At 51.0% G+C, this 23,238-nt stretch carries 14 protein-coding genes; 7 read left to right on the top strand and 7 right to left on the bottom strand.

Annotated features, from left to right (window positions below):
* Positions 1-62: 62 nt before the first annotated feature.
* Complete coding sequence (locus AC0LWF_RS23285; protein WP_474653927.1) at positions 63-1,217, bottom strand: Gfo/Idh/MocA family protein; 1,155 nt, start codon at positions 1,215-1,217, stop codon at positions 63-65.
* A 160-nt stretch (positions 1,218-1,377) separates the two neighbouring features.
* Here AC0LWF_RS23285 and AC0LWF_RS23280 point away from each other — a divergent pair, with 160 nt between their 5' ends.
* From AC0LWF_RS23280 to AC0LWF_RS23270, 3 genes are all read left to right on the top strand, one after another.
* Entirely contained in the window at positions 1,378-2,274 is an 897-nt protein-coding gene (locus tag AC0LWF_RS23280; protein WP_474653926.1) for a helix-turn-helix transcriptional regulator, read from the top strand.
* A gap of 283 nt (positions 2,275-2,557) precedes the next feature.
* Positions 2,558-4,138, top strand: a complete 1,581-nt coding sequence (locus AC0LWF_RS23275) for an AMP-binding protein (protein WP_474653925.1) — start codon at positions 2,558-2,560, stop codon at positions 4,136-4,138.
* A gap of 28 nt (positions 4,139-4,166) precedes the next feature.
* On the top strand, positions 4,167-5,420 hold the full coding sequence (locus AC0LWF_RS23270) for an FAD-binding protein (RefSeq protein WP_474653980.1): 1,254 nt from the start codon (positions 4,167-4,169) through the stop codon (positions 5,418-5,420).
* 83 nt (positions 5,421-5,503) lie between these two features.
* Here AC0LWF_RS23270 and AC0LWF_RS23265 read toward each other — a convergent pair whose 3' ends face one another.
* Positions 5,504-5,668, bottom strand: coding sequence for a hypothetical protein (locus tag AC0LWF_RS23265; protein WP_474653924.1), 165 nt, complete (start codon positions 5,666-5,668; stop codon positions 5,504-5,506).
* A 214-nt stretch (positions 5,669-5,882) separates the two neighbouring features.
* Entirely contained in the window at positions 5,883-6,287 is a 405-nt protein-coding gene (locus AC0LWF_RS23260; protein ID WP_474653923.1) for a CBS domain-containing protein, read from the bottom strand.
* Between the two features lie 230 nt (positions 6,288-6,517).
* On the opposite strand from AC0LWF_RS23260, the gene AC0LWF_RS23255 reads away from it, so the two are divergent.
* From AC0LWF_RS23255 to AC0LWF_RS23245, 3 genes are all read left to right on the top strand, one after another.
* Positions 6,518-7,321: an alpha/beta fold hydrolase gene (locus AC0LWF_RS23255; RefSeq protein ID WP_474653922.1), complete on the top strand. Its 804-nt coding sequence runs from the start codon at positions 6,518-6,520 to the stop codon at positions 7,319-7,321.
* A gap of 460 nt (positions 7,322-7,781) precedes the next feature.
* A complete protein-coding gene (locus AC0LWF_RS23250; protein WP_474653921.1) occupies positions 7,782-8,684 on the top strand; it encodes a phytanoyl-CoA dioxygenase family protein in 903 nt (300 codons plus the stop codon).
* 161 nt (positions 8,685-8,845) lie between these two features.
* A complete protein-coding gene (locus AC0LWF_RS23245; protein WP_474653920.1) occupies positions 8,846-9,181 on the top strand; it encodes a YczF family membrane protein in 336 nt (111 codons plus the stop codon).
* Here AC0LWF_RS23245 and AC0LWF_RS23240 read toward each other — a convergent pair.
* The 4 genes from AC0LWF_RS23240 to AC0LWF_RS23225 form a co-directional block, all read right to left on the bottom strand.
* On the bottom strand, positions 9,110-10,243 hold the full coding sequence (locus AC0LWF_RS23240; protein WP_474653919.1) for a GerAB/ArcD/ProY family transporter: 1,134 nt from the start codon (positions 10,241-10,243) through the stop codon (positions 9,110-9,112). The genes AC0LWF_RS23245 and AC0LWF_RS23240 overlap by 72 nt on opposite strands.
* A gap of 21 nt (positions 10,244-10,264) precedes the next feature.
* Positions 10,265-11,491: a Ger(x)C family spore germination protein gene (locus AC0LWF_RS23235; protein ID WP_474653918.1), complete on the bottom strand. Its 1,227-nt coding sequence runs from the start codon at positions 11,489-11,491 to the stop codon at positions 10,265-10,267.
* A gap of 33 nt (positions 11,492-11,524) precedes the next feature.
* The gene (locus AC0LWF_RS23230; protein WP_474653917.1) at positions 11,525-13,126 is read right to left on the bottom strand and encodes a spore germination protein; all 1,602 of its coding nucleotides are present in this window, start codon (positions 13,124-13,126) and stop codon (positions 11,525-11,527) included.
* A gap of 176 nt (positions 13,127-13,302) precedes the next feature.
* Positions 13,303-14,562 carry a helix-turn-helix domain-containing protein gene (locus tag AC0LWF_RS23225; RefSeq protein WP_474653916.1) on the bottom strand — a complete coding sequence of 420 codons (1,260 nt, stop codon included), beginning with the start codon at positions 14,560-14,562 and terminating at the stop codon, positions 13,303-13,305.
* 225 nt (positions 14,563-14,787) lie between these two features.
* Between AC0LWF_RS23225 and AC0LWF_RS23220 the strand changes: the two genes are divergently transcribed.
* Complete coding sequence (locus tag AC0LWF_RS23220; RefSeq protein WP_474653915.1) at positions 14,788-23,130, top strand: immunoglobulin-like domain-containing protein; 8,343 nt, start codon at positions 14,788-14,790, stop codon at positions 23,128-23,130.
* Positions 23,131-23,238: the final 108 nt, after the last annotated feature.

The following is a 23,238-nucleotide window of genomic DNA, read 5'->3' as shown; positions in this document are numbered from 1 at the left end:
CCATAACAGCATGACGGTCCACGGCAGCATTGCTGTGGACCGTTTCATTTTGATATTGAGTTTTATAGTTTCGCTTCCACAATCGCTCGATCAAATTCCACCGCACAGAACTGCCCCGTCACCGCGGACTCCTTCGCCTTCAGGCACAGCAGCGCGCTGTCGATCCCATCCTCCAGCGGCGATACCGATTTCTTCGTCGTACCGCGCATCAGCTCTACGAAGCTAGCAGCGAGTGCTGCGTCTCCGCCGAAGTGATTCTCGCCTGCCCCGACTCGGTATGTTTCCACGCGAGACGTATGATGCATGTACACGGTGACGACACCCGTGTTGAAGTCGAATTCGACGGTTCCCTTGTAACCCATGAAGCGGGCTCCACGAGCACCGGCTTCGCCCCGCACGAAGAAGTTCTGCGAGTACGACACGTGCATGCCGCTCTCGTAACGGATTAAAGCGCTGCCGGAATCCTCGTTGCCCGTGTCCTCGGCATAGGCGCAATACTCCCAGGAAGCGACCTTCGTCTGCAAGGTGCTGTCCGGGCATGTTCGGTATTGATCGCAATCTACGCATTTGAGGCCTGCCGGCTTATCTCCCTTGAAGATCTGCTTGGAAGTCATCGCGCAGACGGTTACAGGCTTCATGCCAACAACGTAGTTGATATAGTCGAAATCATGCGTTGCTTTCTGGAGAAAGAGCCCGCCCGTCTCGTTCTCGTCACGGTACCAATTCTGGAAATAAACACCGCCGTACGGGACGTTGTTCACTGCCTGGGCATGCTCGATCGTGCCGATTTTGCCGGAATCAACAATTTCCTTGACCAGCTGAACGATGGAGGTTACCCGCAGAGGGAACGAAACGACGACTGGACTTGGATTCGCTTCATAACTCGCTTTGAGCCTCATGAGATCTGCCATATTGGTCGATACAGGCTTCTCCAAAAACAAGGGAAGCCCCGTTGGCAGCACCTTCACCGCTTGTTCCGTATGGCCGGAGCACCTTGTTCCGATCATTACGCCGTCTAACTGCTCTGCATCTAGCATTTCTTCCGCTGTGCTGTAGTAGCGAACGTCCTCGCCAAGCCCAAGACGCTCTCGATCCGCTCGAATCGCTTCGCTTCGCGGATCAACAATAGCGGTAATCCGGCAGCTCGGATCTTGCCGTAATGTATCTTTAGCGACGCCCTGAATGCGCCCTCCGAAGCCAATAATGCCAATGTTCATTGTCGCTGGCAGCCTCCCTCATGTGCTTGATGGTACCAGTATAAGCGGATTGACTATATGATTCTTTATCCTCAAAGCCGTATTTTTTGTCATTCATGTCTGATAGAGAACATGATAAGCTAGTCTCTATAAAATGGTTATTATCCCGGAGGGGAAAGCAATGGAACAATCGCACATAGAGCTGGACGCCTATCATCGCACGCGGCTTACGGAGACGATCGTCATTGAGCAGATGATTACGATGTTCTATTTCGAATTCGGCCGTGATTACGTGTTCAGCGGTGAAAGCCATAATTTCTGGGAGCTGCTGTACGTCGATCGCGGCGAAATCGAAGTGATGGCGGATGAAGAGCGTCATTTGCTCACGCAAGGCATGATGATTTTTCATAAACCCAATGAGTATCATAAATTCAATGCAGTGGGCGGCAAGGCTCCGAACGTGATCGTGATGACCTTCGAATGCCAATCTGAAGCGATCACCCAGTTCCGTGATCTTGTCATTCAATTGGAAGACGAAGAACGCAATCTGCTGGCGGATATCGTGAGAGAGGGCATGAATGCGTTCGAATTTCCGTTCCGGCATCCGCTGAAGCGCCGCGAGGATGCGAGGCTTGGCAGCGAGCAGCTGATCAAATGCTACTTGGAAATGTTTCTTCTTCGTCTGCTGCGGAGACAAACGTTGCATGCACGCAAGCCGTCTCTGTCATCAGCCGCCAAGGAGAGAGCAAGCGACGAGCTGGCGCGGCATATTGCCAAATACTTGGATGACCACCTCGATACCGAGCTGTCCCTGGACGAGATCAGCCGCATGTTTATGATTGGGAAGACTCGGCTCAAGGAGCTGTTTAAGCAAGCGACCGGCTATACGGTCATGGCATACGCTGCGAATGCAAGAGTGGAGCGGGCTAAGCTGATGATTCGCGAGCGTACCGATAACATGACGGAGATTGCAGAGAAGCTCGGCTTCAGCAGCATCCACTATTTCTCCAAGGCATTCAAGAAGCAAACGAATATGACCCCGACGGAGTACGCGCGGACGGTGAAAGCGAGAGTCTAACTGCGAGGATGCTAATAGCATATTTATATCCATTTCCTTCAAGCGGAAGGTGAATTTGGATGGATGTCGTATTATCAATATCAACGTTTGTTGATGTGATCACAGTTAGAGGAGATGAATTCGACGATGGCGATACCGACTCCATTACCGCGTGTAGCGAACTTCGAGAAGCAGGCTTGCACGCAGCTTATATCCAGTCTTTTTTGTCGTAAATGTGAAGGAATTTATAGCTGTTAACGCGAATACTCCACTTTGGTTTTATTTATAGAGAAGGGGTTATATCATGCAGCAAGCTTCCTATTCCGATCCATCTATTATTGAATCCGCGTTTCTCTCGCGAATGGGAGACAAGCGCAATGTCAATTTATACAATGAGCTTCTTGCCGCTGCTGATAAAGGGAGAACAACAACCATTATCGAAGACCCGCTTGGCAAAGTGACGTATAAGAAGCTTCTGCTCTCGATCCAAGTTGTAAGCGCTGTCCTACCGGAGCACCTTGAAGGGCAATCGAAGGTCGGCGTTCTACTGCCTAACGTCATTGGGAATGTCGTTACGTTGTTCTCCTTATTCAAGCTCGGCGTTACGCCATGTATGCTGAATTTCTCGATGGGCGCTGAATCCATTGCGGACTGCTGTGCCACGGCTGAGGTGAAGAAGGTCATTACCTCCAAAGCTTTTATCGAGAAGGGCGGCCTCGATTCCATTGTGAAGCACTTGTCTTCCACGGTTCAATTCATCTACTTGGAGGATATCCAGAAGCAAGTCAATTTCGGCCACAAATTAAACGGGTTTGTCCGGTACGCGCTGAAGAGGCGGACAGCTCACCAAACGAACGAAATCATTCTGTTTACGTCCGGTACGGAGAGCAAGCCGAAGGGCGTTGTGCTGACGCATGATAATCTGTATGCGAATGTGAATCAGATGCTGTCGGTCGTTCATTTTATGCCAAGCGATCTGATCTTTAATGCGCTGCCGATGTTCCATTGTTTTGGGCTCCTGCTCGTATTGCTTGGCGCGATCAATGATTTGCCCGTCTATCTGTACCCCAACCCGCTGCACTACAGGGAAATTCCAAGTTCGATTCGCAAAACAAAAGCGACCATTATATGCGGAACTTCCACGTTCTTCGAGGGTTATGGCGTCAATGCGGGCGACGGCGATCTCGCTTCGCTTCGTCTCGTCATTGCCGGCGCTGAGAAGCTGAAGGAAGAAGTTGCGAGGCTGTGGCAGGAGCGCTTCGGCATTCATATCTTCGAAGGCTACGGCGTTACAGAAACGTCTCCCGTTATATCCACGAATACGCCGGATGTCCGCAAACCGGGAACGGTGGGGAGACTTGCGCCAGGCCTCGAATACCGGATTAATCCGGTCGAAGGCATTGCTCACGGGGGAACGCTTGTCGTGAAAGGGCCGAATGTGATGAAGGGCTACCTGATACATGGCAAAGGGTTCGTGCCTTGTGATGGATGGCATGACTGCGGGGACGTTGTAACCGTGGACGATGAAGGGTTTATTACCATTCAATCGAGGCTGAAGCGGTTCGCCAAGATTGCGGGCGAGATGGTTGCGCTTGGACATGTTGAGAAGCTGGCTAGCCAATGCTTCGAGCATGCCGGGTTCTATGCGGTTTCGGTGTCCGATAACAAGAAGGGGGAGCGCATTGTGCTCTTCTCGACCAAGGAAGATACAGATTTGAACAGCTTGAAGAAATATATCAAGACGCAGAAGATTTCATCACTGTACATTCCGACTCAAGTACACTATCTGTCCGAAGTCCCGATTCTAGGAACGGGGAAGACGAATTACGTTCGGCTTACTGAACAAGCGAAGCTGCTGGAAAATGCAGCTCCGGTATTAGGCTAATTACAAAGTGGAAGGTGTGAAGGGTATGATGCAAGAGGAACGCAATTGGGCGGGGAATTACAGGTTTAACGCTGCGGAGCTGTTCGAGCCTGAAACAGTGGAGCAGCTTCAGGAATGGGTGGCGAATCGCCAGCAAGTGAGGGCGCTTGGGACGCGCCATTCGTTCAATGGCATTGCTGATACGGGGGGCAGCTTGGTATCGCTGAAGAAGATGAATCAAGTGCTGGAGCTTGATCATGCCCGCGGGACCGTCACGGTCGAAGGCGGCATTCGGTACGGAGAGCTGGCTGCGTTTTTGCATAATAACAACTACGCTTTGCATAATCTAGCTTCGCTGCCGCACATCACAGTTGCCGGTGCTTGCGCAACAGGGACGCATGGCTCAGGGGATCGCAACGGAGGACTTGCCACTGTCGTTCGCTCCATCGAGATCGTTACGGCAAGCGGTGAAACGGTTGTTGTCACGCGTGGCGAGCAACCGGAAGCGGACGGAGCTATCGTCGGACTTGGGGCGCTTGGCATCGTGACGAAGCTGACTCTCGACATTATGCCGACCTTTGACATTAGCCAGCTGCTGTATGAGAACCTTGCGTTATCCAAGCTGGAAAACGGGTTCGACGATGTTTACTCAAGCGCGTACAGCGTTAGTCTATTCACGGATTGGAGCAGCGATCGCTTTAATCAGGTGTGGTTGAAGCATCTGGCTGGCGCAGAAGATATGCGCGGCGCAGATGAATTCCACGGAGCGACAAGGGCTGTCACCTCGCTGCATCCCGTGCCGGGTATTTCTGCAGAGCCTTGCAGCGAGCAGCTTGGCAAGCGGGGACCTTGGCACGAGCGGCTGCCGCATTTCCGCATGGAGTTTACCCCAAGCGCGGGAGAGGAGCTGCAAAGCGAGTTCTTCGTGCCGCGCAAGCATGCCTATGCTGCATTAGATGCGATTCATCAGCTGCGGGAGCATATTGCGCCGCTGCTGTATATTTCTGAAGTGCGCACAATCGCCGCCGATCAGCTATGGATGAGTCCAAGCTATGGACGAGATTCGGTCGCGATTCATTTTACATGGAAGCCGCTTGGTGAGGCGGTTCAGCGTGTATTGCCGCTAATCGAAGCAGCGCTCGAGCCTTATGAGGCGCGCCCGCACTGGGGCAAGCTGTTCACGATGGCGCCGGAGCGGGTGAAGTCGCTGTATGAGAAACGCCTTGATTTTCTAAGTCTCGCTGCCAAGTACGATCCGCAAGGAAAGTTCCGTAATCCGTTCCTCGATCGGTATCTGTGGTAGAGATAAAGGGGACATGCACCGCATTCAAGCGCTGCATGCCTTTGTATTGTATACGCTTACAATTTAACGTATAAGTCAAGGTTCTACGTCGCGATATGAAGGACTTGGCTATCGAGATATAGATCGACCTTGTTCAACAGTTGGCTGAGTTGGCTGTGATTGAATTTCAAATTCGGAGCGACAGCGTTATAAGAGTCATCATACTTGTAAATCTGAAAGCCTCTGTAGTTTTCATAAATTAATCTCATGCGAACTCTCTCCTTTGTACAACAAGATTGCGAAGTGTATGTATAAAGGTAGCATGAAATTGCCGGCAGGAGTAGAGGTGTAAAAGGTTGGAAAATGTCTAGTTTTGGTGAAGGGAAAAGCCTGCTTCGGCCGTGTTTGAAATAGAAAAAGAGGACCTACGGCGTGCAGCAGCGCTGTAGGTCCTCCTTTTAGGCTAAAATTAGCATTAGTCCGTTAGTCCGTAATATTGCGAGTGTAATATTCGATAATATCTCTGCGGCGGATGATGCCTAGGAACAGGCGGTCGTCGTCGACAACTGGAACGAAATTCTGGTCAGCCGCGAGCGTGAGCATATCCTCCATATGCGCATCAACGGCGACGCATTCATTGTAAATGCGTTTCTTGACGTCGGTGATGGACACCTCGTGCATGTTATCGAAGTTTAGCCCGGGCGTGCGCTTCAGCTTCCATAACAAATCCCCCTCGGACAACGTCCCGACATATTTGCCGTCCTCGTCGATGAGCGGAATAGCCGTGTAATGACAAGCATCCAGCTTGTCGACGGCCGTCTTCATCGTTGCGGATGTCGTTAGGAATGACACTTCTTCTTTAGGTAACAAGAATGATCTGATTTCCACTGTGAGCACTCCTTTTCACACTATATATTCGAATCGTAATTTCAATTAGAAAGCGTGCTTTGCGTCGTAATACACAAGTTACATTAAACATCTTCGGCAGGTTTTGAATCGCCATCATTCGACAAGCGTTGCAATTGGGCTAAATAAGCAAAATTCGAGGACCGAACCTCAAAGATGTTCCTTTCATAAAATAGGCGTATATCCGCGTCAATTAAGAGAGGAATGTTGTTATGTATTATACAAATGATGGTCATTCGGGCGACTGGCCCTCTTACTACCGTCCCGGCAATCCGGGAAAGCCGCTTACATTCGTTCTCGTACATGGCTCATGGGCGGATTCGAGCTTCTGGAGAAATGTTGGTTCAGAGCTCGCGGCTAGAGGTCACATCGTCTATGCACCGGAGTACCCTGGCCACGGTGGTGATCCGAACACGAACGTGACGCACGGCATGTTATCGAAGGCTGTCGCCGACTTTATCATCGGCCATAACTTGAAGGATGTCATCCTCGTTGGCCACAGCTTCGGGGGCTCTGTCGTCCAGAAGGCGGCGGAGCTTGTGCCGGACCGGCTGAAGCGTATCGTCTTTATGGATGGATTCGTGGTAGGCGACGGTGAATCGCTGGCAGACCAGTTCCCGCCGGCGGCGCGCAGCGGCTTCGAGCAGCTGCGCAAAGCATCTGGCGTAAACGACACGATTATGCTGCCTTATCCGCTGTTTCGGGACAATTTCGTGAACTTGGCCGATGAAGCTCTTGCGCGCAAGCTTTACAGCGAGATCCGCCCCGAGCCTGCGAAGCCATTGTTCGAGAAGCTGGATCTGAAGAAGTTTTATGCTCTGCAGACGCCGCGAAGTTATCTATTTCTGACCGGGGACAACGCCATTCAGCAAGGAGAGGGCTACGGCTGGCACCCGCACATGTCGAGCAGACTGGGCATGTTCCGCCTCGTCGTTGCGGAGGGCGATCATATGACCTATTTCCGTACGCAGCCTGCTTACTATGCGATGAAGCTGATCGAGGCTTCTAGGGATTAGTTCGGTGGGCGGCGGAGGGAGCGGTAGTGCCGGTTCCCGCCGAGTCGGATTCATTGATGCCCGGCAATCCGACCCGTCGTCGCCCGACTCGTCGGCCCGCCGGTTCCCGCCGCCAGTTCGACTTCTAAAGAACCGTAATGACCTTATTGTGCCAGATTTGATGGTTTTAAAATTGTAACGAACTCCAGCGTCGCTATTCGCCACTTTATAGCATGCAGATGCCGATGCGCCATCTTGAGATGCCACAAGGCAGCTCACCGGCGCACATGGCCGTTCACTCTGCAAAAGTATCATTTTCCTACATATGTATCACGTATCAAGGTAGTTTCTCTAATTATAGACTACAATTATGCAACTACTCCATACCATTACGAATGGTTGGCGGCAACAGCCGGTGTTATGATTCGGATAGAGCGTTAGCAAGGAATTGACTACTCAAACCGGAGGTATTAAATAGTCCATGACGACGACAGTGAAGATGGGAAATGCAGAGCTTGCGATGGGAAGCAAGTATATGACGGAGCTGCGCAGCAGCAATGATATCTTCGATGATACGGAAGCGCTGAGACAGCGGCTGCAGGAGGACGGCTATTTGCTCCTTCGCGGTTTTCACAATCGTGAGCAGGTGCTTGATGCGCGCAGCGGGATATTGCGGAAGCTTAGCAGCGCGGGCCGCCTGGACACGAACTTCCCGGTCGAAGACGGAATCATAGCAGAAGGCGCGAAGAGCGCAATGTTCGGTGGACCGGCCAATGATGAGGATGCGGACATGCAGCCATTTTATAACCTTGTGAACGGTGACAATGTTATGCAATTTTTCGACCGGCTGCTCGGCGGGGAAGCGATGACGTATGATTACAAATGGCCGCGTGCTGTCGGCAACGGCGATTTCACTGGCGCGCACTACGATATCGTCTACATGGGCAGAGGCACGAAGCAGCTGTATACAATGTGGACGCCGCTCGGCGATGTCTCTTACGAGCAGGGTCCGCTCTCGATCTGCTTAGGCTCGCAGCATTTTGAGAAGATGAAGGCGACTTATGGGCAGATGGACGTCGATCGCGACAATATCGAGCTTGGCTGGATCTCGAAGGATCCGATTGAATGTGTCGAGAAGTTTGGCGGAAAATGGGCGACGACGCAATTTGCCGCAGGCGATATGATCATATTCGGCATGTTCCTCCTGCATGGCTCGGTCAATAACACGACGAATCAGTATCGCATCAGCTCGGATACGCGTTATCAGCTTCGCTCGGAGCCGGTCGATGATCGCTGGATTGGCGTCAAGCCGAAGGGCCATTATGCGTGGAACAAGGAGAAGCCGAAGTCGATGGAAGAAGCGCGCAAGGAATGGTCGATTTAGCAGAAGCATAACATAAGCATAACATAAGCATAACATGAGTATCCAACATGTGTATGATGAGGCCGCCAGCGAGAGCTGGCGGTCTTTGGCTTTTATGCTAGCTGGCGGCATTTCGGGAAATAATACGTGTTAGCGACAAAGAAACGGAGCGTGCGACGGTTATGAAAAATGTGAAGCCCTACGCGATATTCGCCCTGCTCCTGCCATGCCTCATCGCTGTCGATCTCATCATGGACATGCTGCTGAAGCTGCCGCCTGGCCGAATGCTTCGCAATTTCACTTATCCGTTCCTGATGCTGGATCCCATTGAGAAGCTCATCATGGTGGCTCTCATCTTCATGTTCCTTCGCAAGCCGCTCTACATGATCGTGCAGCGCATGCTGCAGGGCAAACAGACTGACGGCAGCAGCGCCTCAGGCGATGGATCAGGAGGAGGAAGCAGCGGAAGCGGAACGCCTGCGGCGGACGGCGCGACGGATCAGGCCGAGCAGCAATAAGCAGACCGGAATGGCGAACTGCATCGGCAGATGCATATAGTATGGCACGATCTTGAGTCCTTCCTTCAGATGCTCCGTCAGATTGCCGGCAATCGTCAGCGAAGTCAGCAGCACGATGACGCCGATCGGCATGACGAGCGTCTTGTAGTTGCTGACCTTGAACAGATCATGCGCGGCAAGGATGGAAGCGAACATGAACGTGCCGATCTTGAAGAAGCTCGTAATGATGAGCAAGAACAGGACGACGGAGTCCAGCCGCTGCACAATTTCCGCAAGCCTCAGCCGGCTGAGTGAGGTGAAGAGCGGGAACGTTGCCCTTGATGCGATCTCGACGCCGAGCACTGAGATGTTCACGAACGTTGCGATGCACAGTAGAATCGCGCTGAATGCCATGGCGCCGGTGGTGATCCGCACGGCTTTATATTTCTTGTTCAAGTAAGGCAGAAACATCGACATGACGACCATCTCGCCGAAAGGGAAGGTTAAGCCTGTAGGAAGCAGCGCACTCCAGATTGGCTTCCAGCCCTCGCCAAGAACAGGTTCGATGCGATGAAAGTCCGATAAATCCGACAAGAGGACCAGCACGACGATAAACATAAACACAAAGCAGCAGAGCAGGAAGAAGATGAAAGCCGTCCGGCCAAATACTTCGATCCCTAGGCTAATGATGTAGCCGACGGCGATCATCATGAATGCGCCAAGGGCAAACATAGGCGTTGCATCATATGCTGCCGCTGTTAGCAGGTCGATGAAATCGCGCATATCTCGGCTTGCAATGTACATGAAATAGAGCAGATAGCCGAAGCCGATCAGCCAGCCCAGGAACGACCCTGCAATTCTGCGAGCAAATGCTGTAAGCGGCATATCTGGATATAGCCTGTACAGGCCGCCAAACACAAGGGAGAAGAATGTCATGCCGATCAAGCAGCCGGAGAGCGTTACAATCCAGGCGTCCTGCTTCGCATCCATGCCGACGGGAATGACAACGGCCGTACCGAGCTCGAATAACGTTATCCATGCAAAAAGATGCATAGGGCTAATATTCTCAATCGGTTTTTTCATGGAATATGCCTCCTTGCCAGTTTAAGGTTTCTCGAGCAGCGACTTGCCTCTCATACCTGTCCGCAGTATCTGCCCCTGGAAAACGATGCTAACTTCCGCATCGGTGAACTTATCCTCCCACTGATCCTGCACCTTCCGCCACTGCTTCGGATGCTTGCGCTGCAGCACTTCGCCGAAGCCGAAGACGTCGGCGTGGAGCGACTGCGCACTCTTGATCGCACCCATCATGTCCGCAATTGCAACATCGCCCCATTCCTTCTCCATCTTGTTCAGCACTTCAAGATCGCTTAGCGGAACGCCGCATTTCACCTCGGATACGTTACCTTCGGCCATGACGTTGATTTTCACTTTGACGCGGCCATTCTGCATGGAAACGACTGTCTTGGTCTTGCTCTTAATGACTTCGAGTGCAAGTCCCTCCATCATGTCCTGACAGCTGAGATTCATAATGGTGCTGCTCATTCGATTGATGATGAACATGTACCCCCGCGCTTTGTCATTCTCTAGCCAGCCAACGAGCTTGCCTTTGCGGAACATGGCGACGCCGGTTATTTCGAGATGATAGGGTGGACGCGTTTTCTCAAGATTGCTTTTGCTCGATACATCCTGATCGTCACCCAAAAGCCTCAGGCCACTGATGGATGGCTCGACGCCTGGATTAATGAGCTTGCGGATCGCATCATCGATGCCGATTGTTGGCGAGCTTGACCAGATCTTAGAAGTGAATTCGGCTGATCCCATCAGTGCTTCAGCCTGAATAGGCGCGAGCGGAACAAGCGTGCTGACCAGCTTCTCCGGCGTAGCTCCTCTTGCCACAAGCAGCATGGAGGTGAGCCGAACCTCATGGGAGCGTTCGAAGAAATCGAAGATCTCTTCGATCCCGGACTTGGCGAGACGCTCGCCAAGGATCACGACCTGAATGTGGGAAAAGAACAGCTGGCGCGGAACTTGCTTCGACGCTTTACGGATACCTTCGAACAGTGTCTTCGACTTCACGGTGTAGACGGAGAATGGCGCGCCGCCGCCGCCCCCGCCGCCGCCCTTAACCGAATTGCTTAGCTCTCCGGGCATAACGACTTGGAAAGCCAGCGTATATTCGTCTTTATCCGTTTTATCTATCGCCATCGCTGTCACGATGGCGAGCATATTAAGCTCGCGGCTGTTCCAGCAGCCGGTCAAGAGCGAAGTGGAAGCGACAAGGACGGCTGCCGCCAGAATAAGCTTCATGATCCGTATTCCTGCTCTCATCCGTACCTGTACCTCCCTTGTTCGCTCGTCTTTTTATGTTTGAGGCTTCTGCCCCGAAGGCATCCGAGTCGTATTATCCGATGTGTCATCGGGCCGTTCTGTAAAGCTCCAGTGCGGCAGCCGGACGAAGACGTCCTTCAACTGCTTGAATTTGAACGGAACGAGCGGCGACAGGAATGAGACGCCGAACGAGCGCAGCGCGTTCATATGTGCAACCAGCATAATGAAACCGAGAATGATGCCGTAGAAGCCGAGCATGCCTGCTGCAATCATGAAGAGGAAACGCAGCAGCCGTGCTGTAATCGCCAGGTTGTATGCAGCGATGGAGAAGTTTGCGATCGCTGTGATCGCTACGACGATAACCATAATCGGCGAGACGATCCCGGCTTGAACGGCGGCTTCGCCCAGAACGAGCGCACCGACGATAGATACCGCCTGTCCGACTGCCCGCGGCATCCGAACCCCGGCCTCCCGCAGAATCTCGAAGCTGAGCTCCATCGCGAACGCCTCAATCAGCGCAGGGAAAGGCACGCCCTCTCTTGCGCCTGACAGGTTAATGAGCAGTGTCGTCGGCAGCATCTCCTGATGGAATGTCGTTAACGCAATATAGACAGCTGGGCCGAACAACGAAATGATGAAGGCGGCATACCGCAGCAGACGGAGAAAGGTGCCGATATCGTACCGTTGGTAATAATCCTCTGCCGAAGCGAAGAATTGAGGCAGAATCGTTGGCACAACCAAGGCGAACGGAGTGCCGTCGACGAGAATCGCGATGCGCCCCTCAAGCAGGTTCGCCGCAATGACATCTGGCCGCTCCGTATTATAGATCGTCGGGAAAGGAGAGCTCCAGTTGTCCTCAATGAACTCCTCGATATAGCCGGACTCCAGAATAGCGTCGGTATCGATCTTCGCGAGCCGCTTGCGCACCTCTTGCTTGATCTCTTCCTTGACGATGCCTTCGATATAGAGCATAGCAACGTTCGTTTGCGTCACCCGGCCAATCTTAGTCGCTTCGAAGCCGAATCTTTCGCTTCGAATCCGCCTGCGGATAAGCGTGATGTTCGTCGGGAGCGATTCCGTGAAGCTATCCTTGGGACCGCGAATAACAACCTGGGTACTCGCTTCCGATACCGCGCGCTTTTCGCCGCCAATTGTGCCGCAGCTGATGCATTGATCCCAGCCGTCAACGAAGAGAAGCGTCTTGCCCGTTAACAGCTCAAGCAGCATCGTCGTCCAATTATCGAGAACTTCTACCTGCCCAACGGTTAAGGCATTGTCGCAAATATATTTGAAAGCCTCTTCTGGCGTCACTCCGCCCTCCAGCGGCGTTTCTGGCAGAAATGGTGACATCAAGGAACGCATGACGAATTCGTTGACCGCTTCCTTGTCTGTAATCGTTTCTAGATAGACAGCTGCTACATGCTGATGCTGCCCGGTCCGCAGCGTAAATCGGCGCACGATAAGGTCTGGGCTTGCGGCAACCTCGGACTTGATCCGGTCGATGTTCGCATCCAGATTCGTTTCGAGCTGGCCGCGAGGCACAGAGAGATTGCCGCTGTTCCGATTGTTGCCGTTGTTCCCGTTATTCCCGTCGTCATTGCCGCCTTTGGAACGCGCTGATCGTCTTATCATCATCAAACTGAGCCCCCCTTCGCTGCATGAATGGACTGCTTCGCATCCGTTAGTATGCCTCGTTTTTCCTTTTTTACCTAAAAATAAAGAAAAAACCGATGAATGGATTCATCGGTTTGTAAACCGCAAACACTGCTCCGGCTCGTGGCTGGAACGTACTTGCCTGTTCATGCCAATCGTTAATGCGTTGTCGCGGGCTTCGGAACCGGCTTTGCTTTGTTAATGAAGAAGCTAGCCGCTTCAAGTGCCAAGGCGGTCTGATTGGTCTCCATATAATAATTGAACAGATCCTTCTCGTAACGCTGCACGAGGAAGGCATCGCCTTGATTCCGCAGACTTGGTAACGCGGTCGTACGCAGATAGCTGTAATACTCATCCGTTTTCTCTTCGAGGAATAGGAGGAGCAAACGAAATCTAGCAACGAGCACTTCATCCCTTAATTCTTTCGATACCTTTAGTCCGGTTTGCGCCAGACTCAGTAATTCATCTTGGGATAACAACTTCCCCTCGGCGGAACTCCGGACATACCCTTCATATGAAAGCAGATAGAGCACCGACTTCGGTTCTGTCATCCCCATCGTTTCCCGGTAGTATTTTCCCGCCAGCTCGTAAGCTTTGTTCTCGTGGTATAGAAATCCGAGATTGTGCACGGCAATCCGTTTCAGCTCGGGAGCGTGACACAGATCACAGGATTTGATAATGTTCTCAAACCGGTTGGCGATGGCTTGGTAGTTCCGGTTATCGTCATAGATGAGTTGAAGGAGCATGAGCATTTCCGCATCGATGCTCTTTAAGAAGTTGTGGGTATCTTTAAAGTGTTTCAATGCCTTCTCGCTGTAATAGTAAGCCATCATCCGAGACTCCAGCCAGTGGTAAGACATGGCCAAATAATAGTAGTACTCCGGATTGTTGTACTCCTCTTCGTTAATCAAATTCAAGGTTTCGATCGCCTTGAAATAGTCTTGAGTATAGTAATGATAAATGCCCGTTATATGCAAGAGCAGGTTGCTCTCATAGTGAGGCAGCTTTGATTTGTTCCGTTCCATTTCTTTGATGATTGCATGCGCCTTATCTAGCTTCCGATGAACAAGGTAGTATCTGCCCTGCAGCATTTTGTAGAGGGTTTTATAGTCGGAAATTTGAATTAAGCTCTCCTTCTCCAACTCTTCTTTGATTACTTCCATCTCATCGTGCAACAGCAGCATGATGGCTTCATGCCAATCGTGAAGACGCTTTCTAATCGTCATTAAATGGTGAAGCTCCTGTTCGATCTGAATGCCAAGCCGATCGGTAAGAAGCGTTATCACTTCCGGAGAAAAATCCGTCGATCCGCGTTCGATCTTGCTGACATGCGTGTCGGAGCAGATGCCTCTGCCGAGCTGATCCTGGGTCATTCCAGCTTTTTCGCGATAAAATCTGATGATTTTTCCTTCAAGCATGCAGTGGTCCTCCAGTATTTGCTAGAAAACAAATGAATTCCCCCAAGTTATGAGCGGAAAATCATTTCAATGTCGTGCAGTATATGAATTATAGCATACAATCTATTGATTTCTAGAGGTTTGGAAGCTCGGATTCCCCCGATTTACCGCACGTGAGCGCTCCATTACTATAAGTGAAAGCGCTAATATTTTAAACATTCTTTATCAGGGAAGAGGGCGGGACGGATGAAAATTACGAACAGGTTGAAGCGAGTAGTAACGTATTTGTCCATTTCTGCTCTCGTGCTGTCAAACGGTTCAATCGTGTTTGCAGCAGAGGATGCGCCGTTGCGGCCACCGGGAGCAGCAGAAGGAAGCGCTCCGAAACCACATGCAGGGGTTCAGGTGCACAACGTTGACGGCGCAGGATCTAAAGGCGGTTCCTCATATACGCAGGAGCTGCTCGAAGCGTTCAAGGTAAAGGCGCAGCAGAGCTTGAAGGAAGCAGCTATTCGAGACTTCGAGAAGAATCAGAGCAAGAAAGCAATGGCTCCAGAAAAACTGAGCGCTGAGCTCCACAAGCCGGACGAGATTGTCGATGTTATCGTGCAGTTGAAAGGACAGACTGTCTCGGAAGCCATGTCAGATTCAGGGACAAAGCCAGGCATTAATGCTACCTCTGTCGAAAGCTCCGCACAGACCGCAATTACGGCGGAAATTAAGACGGCGAAGAATCTGATTATGAGCACGCTGTCTACCGGCAAATCGAAGAGCGCGGGTCCAACGTTCCATTTCAAACATGACTATGAGAACGTGTTCAAAGGCTTCAGCCTTGATGACATCAAGTATGGCGATATTGAAGCGATAAAAAAACTGCCGAATGTGAAAGCCGTTACGCTTCAGCAAACCTTCCTGCCGGCCGTTAACGAACAGCATGATCTGACGGGCATTAAGAATTTGTGGGACGGCTCTGCAACCGATGAGAAGCCGATTGGCTATAAGGGCGAGGGCATGGTCATCGCGATCGTAGATACAGGGATCGATTACGAGCATGAAGCGTTCCCTGCTCCGCATGATATGAGTAAAGCAAAATACAAGCATGGCGAAGGGAAATTCAGCGATAAAGTCGTCGAGGGCTACAACTGGGCCGATCAGAACGATGATGTTATTCCTCGTATGGAATGGACAAACCTCTCGCCAAGCTCGCACGGCGTGCATGTAGCCGGCATTGCGGCCGGATCAAATGGTGTTCTGCAAGGCGTCGCGCCGGAAGCGCAGCTTATCGCGGAGAAAGTATTCTCCGAAACACAGGCTGGCGCATTGACAGAAGATATTATTAAAGGGATCGATCACGCGACATCGATGAAGGCGGACGTTATCAATATGAGTCTTGGGGCTTCCTCAACGTTTGATACGCGCGATGCGAACGATCCGATGGGCATTGCCATTCGCAATGCGACTGACGCTGGCGTTGTCGTTGTCGTCGCAGCCGGCAATGCTTCCAATGCCTACGATGATAAAGGCGAATCGGGAGCTTCGATTAAGCTTGGCGAAACGCCGGATTTGAATAAAATCGGCAATCCGGGCGTTTATCCGGATTCCTTCACGGTAGCCGCAGCGAACAATATCGTTGTGCAGCATAACGTAACGTTTAGCTACAGCTTTGATGCACCGTTTATTACAGGACATGGCCTAGACGCGTGGAAAGGCCTTGATGTATGGGATAACGATTCCATCTCGCTGGTGGGGTTGAAGAATGACCATTTGGGCTACGACGAGGATTACGAAGGTGTCGACGTAACAGGTAAAGTGGTACTGATCAAACGCGGTTCGCTCACCTTTAACGATAAGGTGAAAATCGCCAAAGAACACGGCGCGATCGGGGCTATCGTCTACAATAGCGACGCGAGCAAGAAGGCGCCAACGCCGCAAGGACAAATGGAGCTTCCATTCTCGTTTCTTAGCTACGAGGACGGTACAGCTTTAGAAGCGGCTCTTGCATCGATGGTCGGTGGAGCTGGCGGAGGCGGTGGCGTTGGTATCGACCCACTCTCCGGCACAGACATTGGTATCGATCTCCCGCCGGAGCCGGGAGCAGGTGCGACGCTGTCGATGTTCATTGAATCCGAAGATACTAGCTCGGCCTTTGAGGCATCCAATCCAGGCAGCCCTACGGACTTCTCCTCATGGGGAACGACGAGCGATCTGCTGCTGAAGCCTGAGGTTATGGCTCCGGGACACAAGATCGTATCTTCGGTAAGAACATCAGATCCGAATGTTCACAACGCGTACGAGAGTGAAGATGGCACATCGATGGCAGCTCCGTATGTAGCGGGAGCAGTTGCCGATGTGATGCAAGCTTTCAAGAAGAAAGGCTTCCAATCCGGTACAAGAAGCTTCGTTCAACTCGTGAAGAACGTGGTCATGAATACGGCGATTCCGGCGAAGAGAGATTATGTGAACGAAGAGAATGCTGCAGATCGCGCGGATTACAATACGGAATATCAGCCAAGACGCCAAGGCGCAGGCATGATTCGACCGGACCTTGCGGTGCAAACTCCGGTCGTTGTTTCCGGACCGGACGGCACAGGCCGTGTGAGTCTGAAGGAAATCGGCGCGAGGACTACATTTACGCTGACAGCTACCAACCTGACAAGCACAGCTGCAACGTATGATTTGAGCGGAACGGTTATGACGGATTTGCTCCATGCGAATTTGGACACCAGCTCCGACAATATCCGCAGCCGTTATTTGGAGAACTCGAAGCTGAGCTTCAGCCCGGCTCAAATTACGGTAGGGGCGAAATCCACCCAGCGTGTGACCGTTACATTGACAGTGGATCCATCCGAGATGAAGAATACCTTCATCGATGGCTATGTGTATCTGACACCGATTGATGCGAGCCTGCCTACATTGAATGTCCCGTACACAGGCTTCTATGGCAAGTGGGATGCTCCGGCCATTATTGATGCGCCATCCGGTCCGGATAGCGTATGGGGGAGTTCAGGTCTCGGAACGCAAATGGCATTTGTAGACATGCACAACGGAATCCCCTTCCTTTATGGTGAACCGCAAAACAACTATGAACGATCACTAGGGGACAAATTCTATGCCTTCTCACCGGAGAACGGTTTGTATCCTGTACCGGTTATTGCACTGCTTCGCGATGCGCGGAATGTAAAAGTCGATGTTGTCGATGCTGAGCATAATCTCGTCACCCATCTGTCGAGTGATGATTGGGTCGTGAAGAATGATCCATACTCCGGCGGCATTCCGGGTTCATTATCCCAAGGCACGATGTGGGATGGAAAGAATGAAGGCGTGCCTGTGCCGGATGGCCAGTACTATTTTGCCATCACAGCTACAGCGGATGCTCCGAATGCAAGGCCGCAGCCGACCATTTACATGCCTGCTTATAAAGATACGCATGCGCCAAGCCTGGATATCCTCAAGCATGTCGGCTACGATGAGCTGAATGAGCCGGACGAGACCAGCACAGGCGAATACACGCTGCGCTTTAAGATGGACGATGACGCAGACGCGCCGAACGGGGAAAGCGGCGGGGAATGGAACATTTATTATGCGATCAATGGTTCGGAGCCGTTTACGAACTACAAGGATGACGTGAAGCGTAACAATGACGGAACCTTTGAAATGCCGATTAAAGATCTGAGAGACGGACTGAACGTCATTTCCATTGCGCCGATCGACAGAGTGGGCAACTATGGCAAAGAATATTCGGTCATCGTGAATAATACGAACAAAGCAGTTTGGATTGATATCCAAACTGCAAGCGTGAATGGTCAACCAAGAAGCGTGTACTATGACGCGAATGTGAACAGAGGGGATTCCTTCGATTTGAGCTTCGATGCCTTTGGCAAAAATTTGGATAGTGTTCAGGTGCAATTCATAAGCACAGACAACGACGGCTCGAAAACGATTGTTGGAACTCCGATCAATAAGGTCGGTAAATGGCCTAAGCCAACAAAGTTTGGTAAAGGGCTCAAGTATTCGGTCTCAGCACATGTTGTCATTCCGGATAACTTGCCGGATGGCAAATACTCGATGAATTTCGTGTGCTTAGGAAAAGGGCAAACTGGACTAGAGCCAAACCTTCCTTATATCAATATCGATACGTATGTCGATACGACGGCACCGAGTATCACCTTCAATACAGGCAGCGGCGACGGCAGTCAAACTACGAAAGCGTATTTCGTACCCGATACGACCAATGTATCGCTCATGCTCAACGCAACCGTGACGGATCTGATCAAGAACGGAAGAGGCTTCAAGGTAGAATACTCGCTTGATGGTGGAGACCCTGTAGCAATGGGCAGTAAAGTCAACGATTATGTGGATAATACGTTCCGTTATCCAGTCGTCATTACAGATGAGGATCCGCATACCCTCGACATCACGGCAACGGATTATATGGGGAACTCGAGCTCCATTCAAGTCGGCTATCATGTGCAGCTGGCAGAGAAGCAAGTTGTAGTATCCGTAGGCGATGATCAGGAAGCTACAATTCCGATTTTGGATGTGCCTGCTAACCTGGCGAGTCATGATGAATCGATTTTCATCGATTTAGGAAGCAGCGTTGACGGTAAGATCCATGAGGAGTTTGCGTCACCGCATCTATACGGAAATATCACCTCCAGATATGGCAATGATGGAACAGTTGGCGAATATCCCTATTACGGAGTGAGGGATTATTATCCAATTCTTCTGACAGGTGATCACGCCATCAAAACACAGCTCCACTATGATCCGCAAACGGACCAATATTATTACAATTATCAGCCTCTTGGCTACGAGGATGCAGCTGATATCATCGAAGGAGAAAGCACGCATTCGGTCACGATGATCGATTTCTTGGGTAATCAGAAGACCATTCCTGTTACCGTGATCAAGAATACGCGTGTCCCTTATGTTGAATTCGATGATACCGTTATCGATCAGGCGACGGGCACAGCTACCTTCTTCACCGATCAAACCTCTTTAGAAATTTCAGGAACGATTCATAGTGAAGGCGGGCCATTCTATACCGCATTGACGGATTATAGAAGAATGTCATCGGGTGATCCATATGTGAGAAACTTGTTTGGCTCAGAGTGGGGCGAGACCATTTTCTATGAAGATTTTACGTTCCCTGAAGGCTTTGAACAGCCAGCCGGAGTACATCCTTTCACGATTAATGTAGAGGATCTCCAGCCTGGACCGAATATGCTGGAACTTGATGGTGATCTCATCATGGATGGCAAGCTATTCTATGGTAACCATCCGCTCGTATTCAATCTGATCGTATACCGTCTGGGCGCTTCGGAAGATCCGGATTCAGTAGTAGCAGCGCAATCGGCTGCGGCGCTGTCGTGGGAACGGATTAAAGGGTTGAATACCAGCGAGAATGCGGTCGAGACGAACCTGAACTTGCCATATCGAGATGAAGCTGGCCAAACGCAAATCAGTTGGAGCAGCAATAAACCTTCGATCATCAGCAGTTTAGGCGTTGTAACAAGACCGGCTGTGGATACGCCTGTTACGCTGACGGCAACCGTTACGAAAGGCAGCGAGACAGCGACCAAATCGTTCAAACTAACTGTACCGGCGAAGCTCGCAAGCAATCAATCGGCTGTCACTCAAGATAAAGGGTTCCTTGACTGGAGCGTGATCAAAGGTGGAAATGGATCACAGGACGATATTGCACTGCCTCTTGAGCTTCCAACGAGCGGTGCAAACGGCACAACCATTACATGGTCTTCCGACGATACGGCACATATCACTAATGCAGGCCGTGTCTACAAGCCGTTGTCGGGTGAAGGCGATGCAGTTGTCGTTCTGAAAGCGACTGTTTCCAGAGGAAGCAGCAAAGCGATTAGAACATTCTCATTGACGGTGAAGCCGGATGCGATTTATGCAGATAGAACCGCGCTCGTTCAAGCGGTTAAATCGTTGACGCTGAAGCAATTGCTCGGTGAGAACAAGAGCGAGCTTGATGTCACTCACGACATTAATCTGCCTACAACAGTCGGTAATGCTTCGGTTACTTGGTTATCCGATGCGCCGGAGGTTATTGCAGCAGACGGTAAAATAACAAGACCTGCTCAGAACCAATACGTTATGGTTGAAGGTTTGTTCAATATCGGTCAGTACTACAAGTATGCTTCCTTCGGGTTCTACGTCAGAAGCGAAGATGAAAACGACAATGCGCCTGTACAAGCAGCGCAAGCATCGATCGTATGGAATCTGATTAAGAAGAACAACGTGGATCAGAATGAAGTAACATCCGATCTGTTCTTGCCGACACAAGGCGCGTATGACACGACGATTACGTGGACCTCAAGCAACCCGCAAGTGATCGGAACAGACGGAACGGTTCACCCGGCCGCAACGGAAGAAACGGTTATTCTTACAGCAACAACAACAAAAAGTGATGCAGCACCATTGACGAAGGAGTTTGAAATCGTCGTTAAAGGAATGGCTGATGCAGCCCTTAAAGAAGCAGAAACCGCTATTGATTGGAGCCTGATCAAGAAAAACAATGTGGACCAGAATGAAGTTCTCTCTGATCTTGCGTTGCCGACTGTAGGCTTAAATGACACCACGATTTCGTGGACATCGAGTAAGCCGGAAGTAATCGGAACCGTCGGAACCGTCCACCCGGCGAACAAGAATGAAACGGTTATCTTAACAGCAACGATTTCGAACAATACGTCAATTCAATTGACCAAGGAGTTTGAGATCGTTGTACTAGGCGATACGGAAGCCGTCCAAGAAGCGCAAGCGGCAATCGATTGGAACACCATTAAGAAAGAAAATATGTATCAAGAGGAAGTTGCAACGGATCTTTCCCTCCTCGCAGAAGGCGCATTCGGAACCACGATTGCATGGTCTTCGTCTAATCAGGAAGCGGTTGGCACAGATGGAACTGTACATCACGCTAATAATGAAGAGACAGTTACGATCACTGCAACGATTTCGAAAAATAATGCAGCCCCATTGACGAGGGAATTTGAAGTAATTGTTCTGGGCGACGATAATGCAGCCGTTCATGACGTGCAAGCAACGATTGTTTGGAACTTGATTAAGAAAGACAATTCGGAGCAGAATGCGGTAACGAGAGACTTGAATTTGCCAAGGGAAGGCGCAGGAGGTACTGTAATCACATGGTCTTCGTCTAATCCAAGGGTGATCGGTACGAACGGATCCGTGCACAGAGGAGCTGCTGATGCTTCGGTTACCTTGACAGCCACAATATCCAAGAATGAGGCAACACCTCTGACGCAGTCGTTTGACCTTATCGTTAAAAAGATTGTTGCAACTACTCCGGGATCTCCGATAATTCCGGACCTTCCGGATACAGGCGAAGGAAATGTCATTCAAGCACCAGTAAAAGAAACTGAAACTGTTGAAGACGGAAGAAATATTACGAACGTTACCGTAGATGAAGCCGCATTGTCTGAATTGCTGGCAAAGAGCGAGGATGGCGTAACGGTTACAATCAGCAATGACAAGGTGACCGATGTAACGAGCGGAGTTCTGACAGGTCAGCTGGTCCAGCGTTTGGTAGACAAACAAGCTACCGTTACGGTTGTAACTCCGGAAGCGACCTATACCATTGATGCCGCGCAGTTGGCAGACGCGCTTAAAGCGCAGCTGGGAACAGGCGTGAGTCTGAGCGATGTTCAAATTGAACTGCGTATCGCGAAGCCGCAAGCAGCGGAACGTCAAGCAGCTGGGGAGGCAGCGACCATCAATGGCGTAGAGCTCGTTGGAACGCCAGTATCCTTCGAAATTATCGCTTCACATGACGGTCATGAAACGGTTATTGATCAGTTTAACAGCTACGTAGAGCGTGACATTGTCATTCCGGCTGGAAATGACAGCGAAGCGGTTACGGCAGTGGTGATTGACGAAGATGGAACCATGCGTCAAGTACCGACCTACTTCGAAACGAAGGATGGCAAGCAGATTGCCAAAGTATACAGTCTAACAAACAGTCTGTATGCACTCGTGAGCAGTCATAAAACATTCACGGACATTAAAGGCTGGGCGAAGGCATCCATTGAGAACCTAGCTTCCAGATTGATCGTAAAAGGTCAAGGTGATGGAATGTTCAATCCGAATGGCGATATGACAAGGGCAGAATTCGCGACCATTATAGTGAACGCACTCGGCATGAAGGCAAACGATGCAGCAAGTCCGTTCAAAGACGTAAGCGCAGATGCATGGTATGCGGGTGCAATCTCTGCAGCTGCTCACTACGGAATTGTGACTGGCGTAACTGCGGATACGTTTGCTCCTGCGAAGAAAGTGACGCGCCAAGAAGCGATGGTTATGCTTACGCGTGCGATGACAATAGCAGGCATCGACACGACGATCGGCGCAAGCGAGATCGAGGCAGCACTTGCCGGCTTCAAAGACGGCAGCTCGGTAAGCGATTGGGCGAAATCCTTCGCGGCAATCAATGTGAAATTCGGCTTGATTACAGGGGATCAAACCCATTCGATCCATCCGAAGAGCAACATTACGCGTGCGGAAGTGGCTTCCATCATCGAGAGAATGCTGAAAAAAGCCAGCTTGATCAACTAAGCGGCCGAAGAGAAAGAGGCAAGCATCGGGAATCCCGTATGCTTGCCTCTTTGTGTCCGCTGCCACCTGCAGCTGCAGAAAGGCTCTCAGCGTTGGAAGCCGCCCTCC

Source organism: Paenibacillus sp. sgz302114, assembly GCF_056120345.1.
The sequence above is the reverse complement of the archived record's forward strand: the minus strand, read 5'-3'. Positions and strand labels throughout refer to the sequence as shown.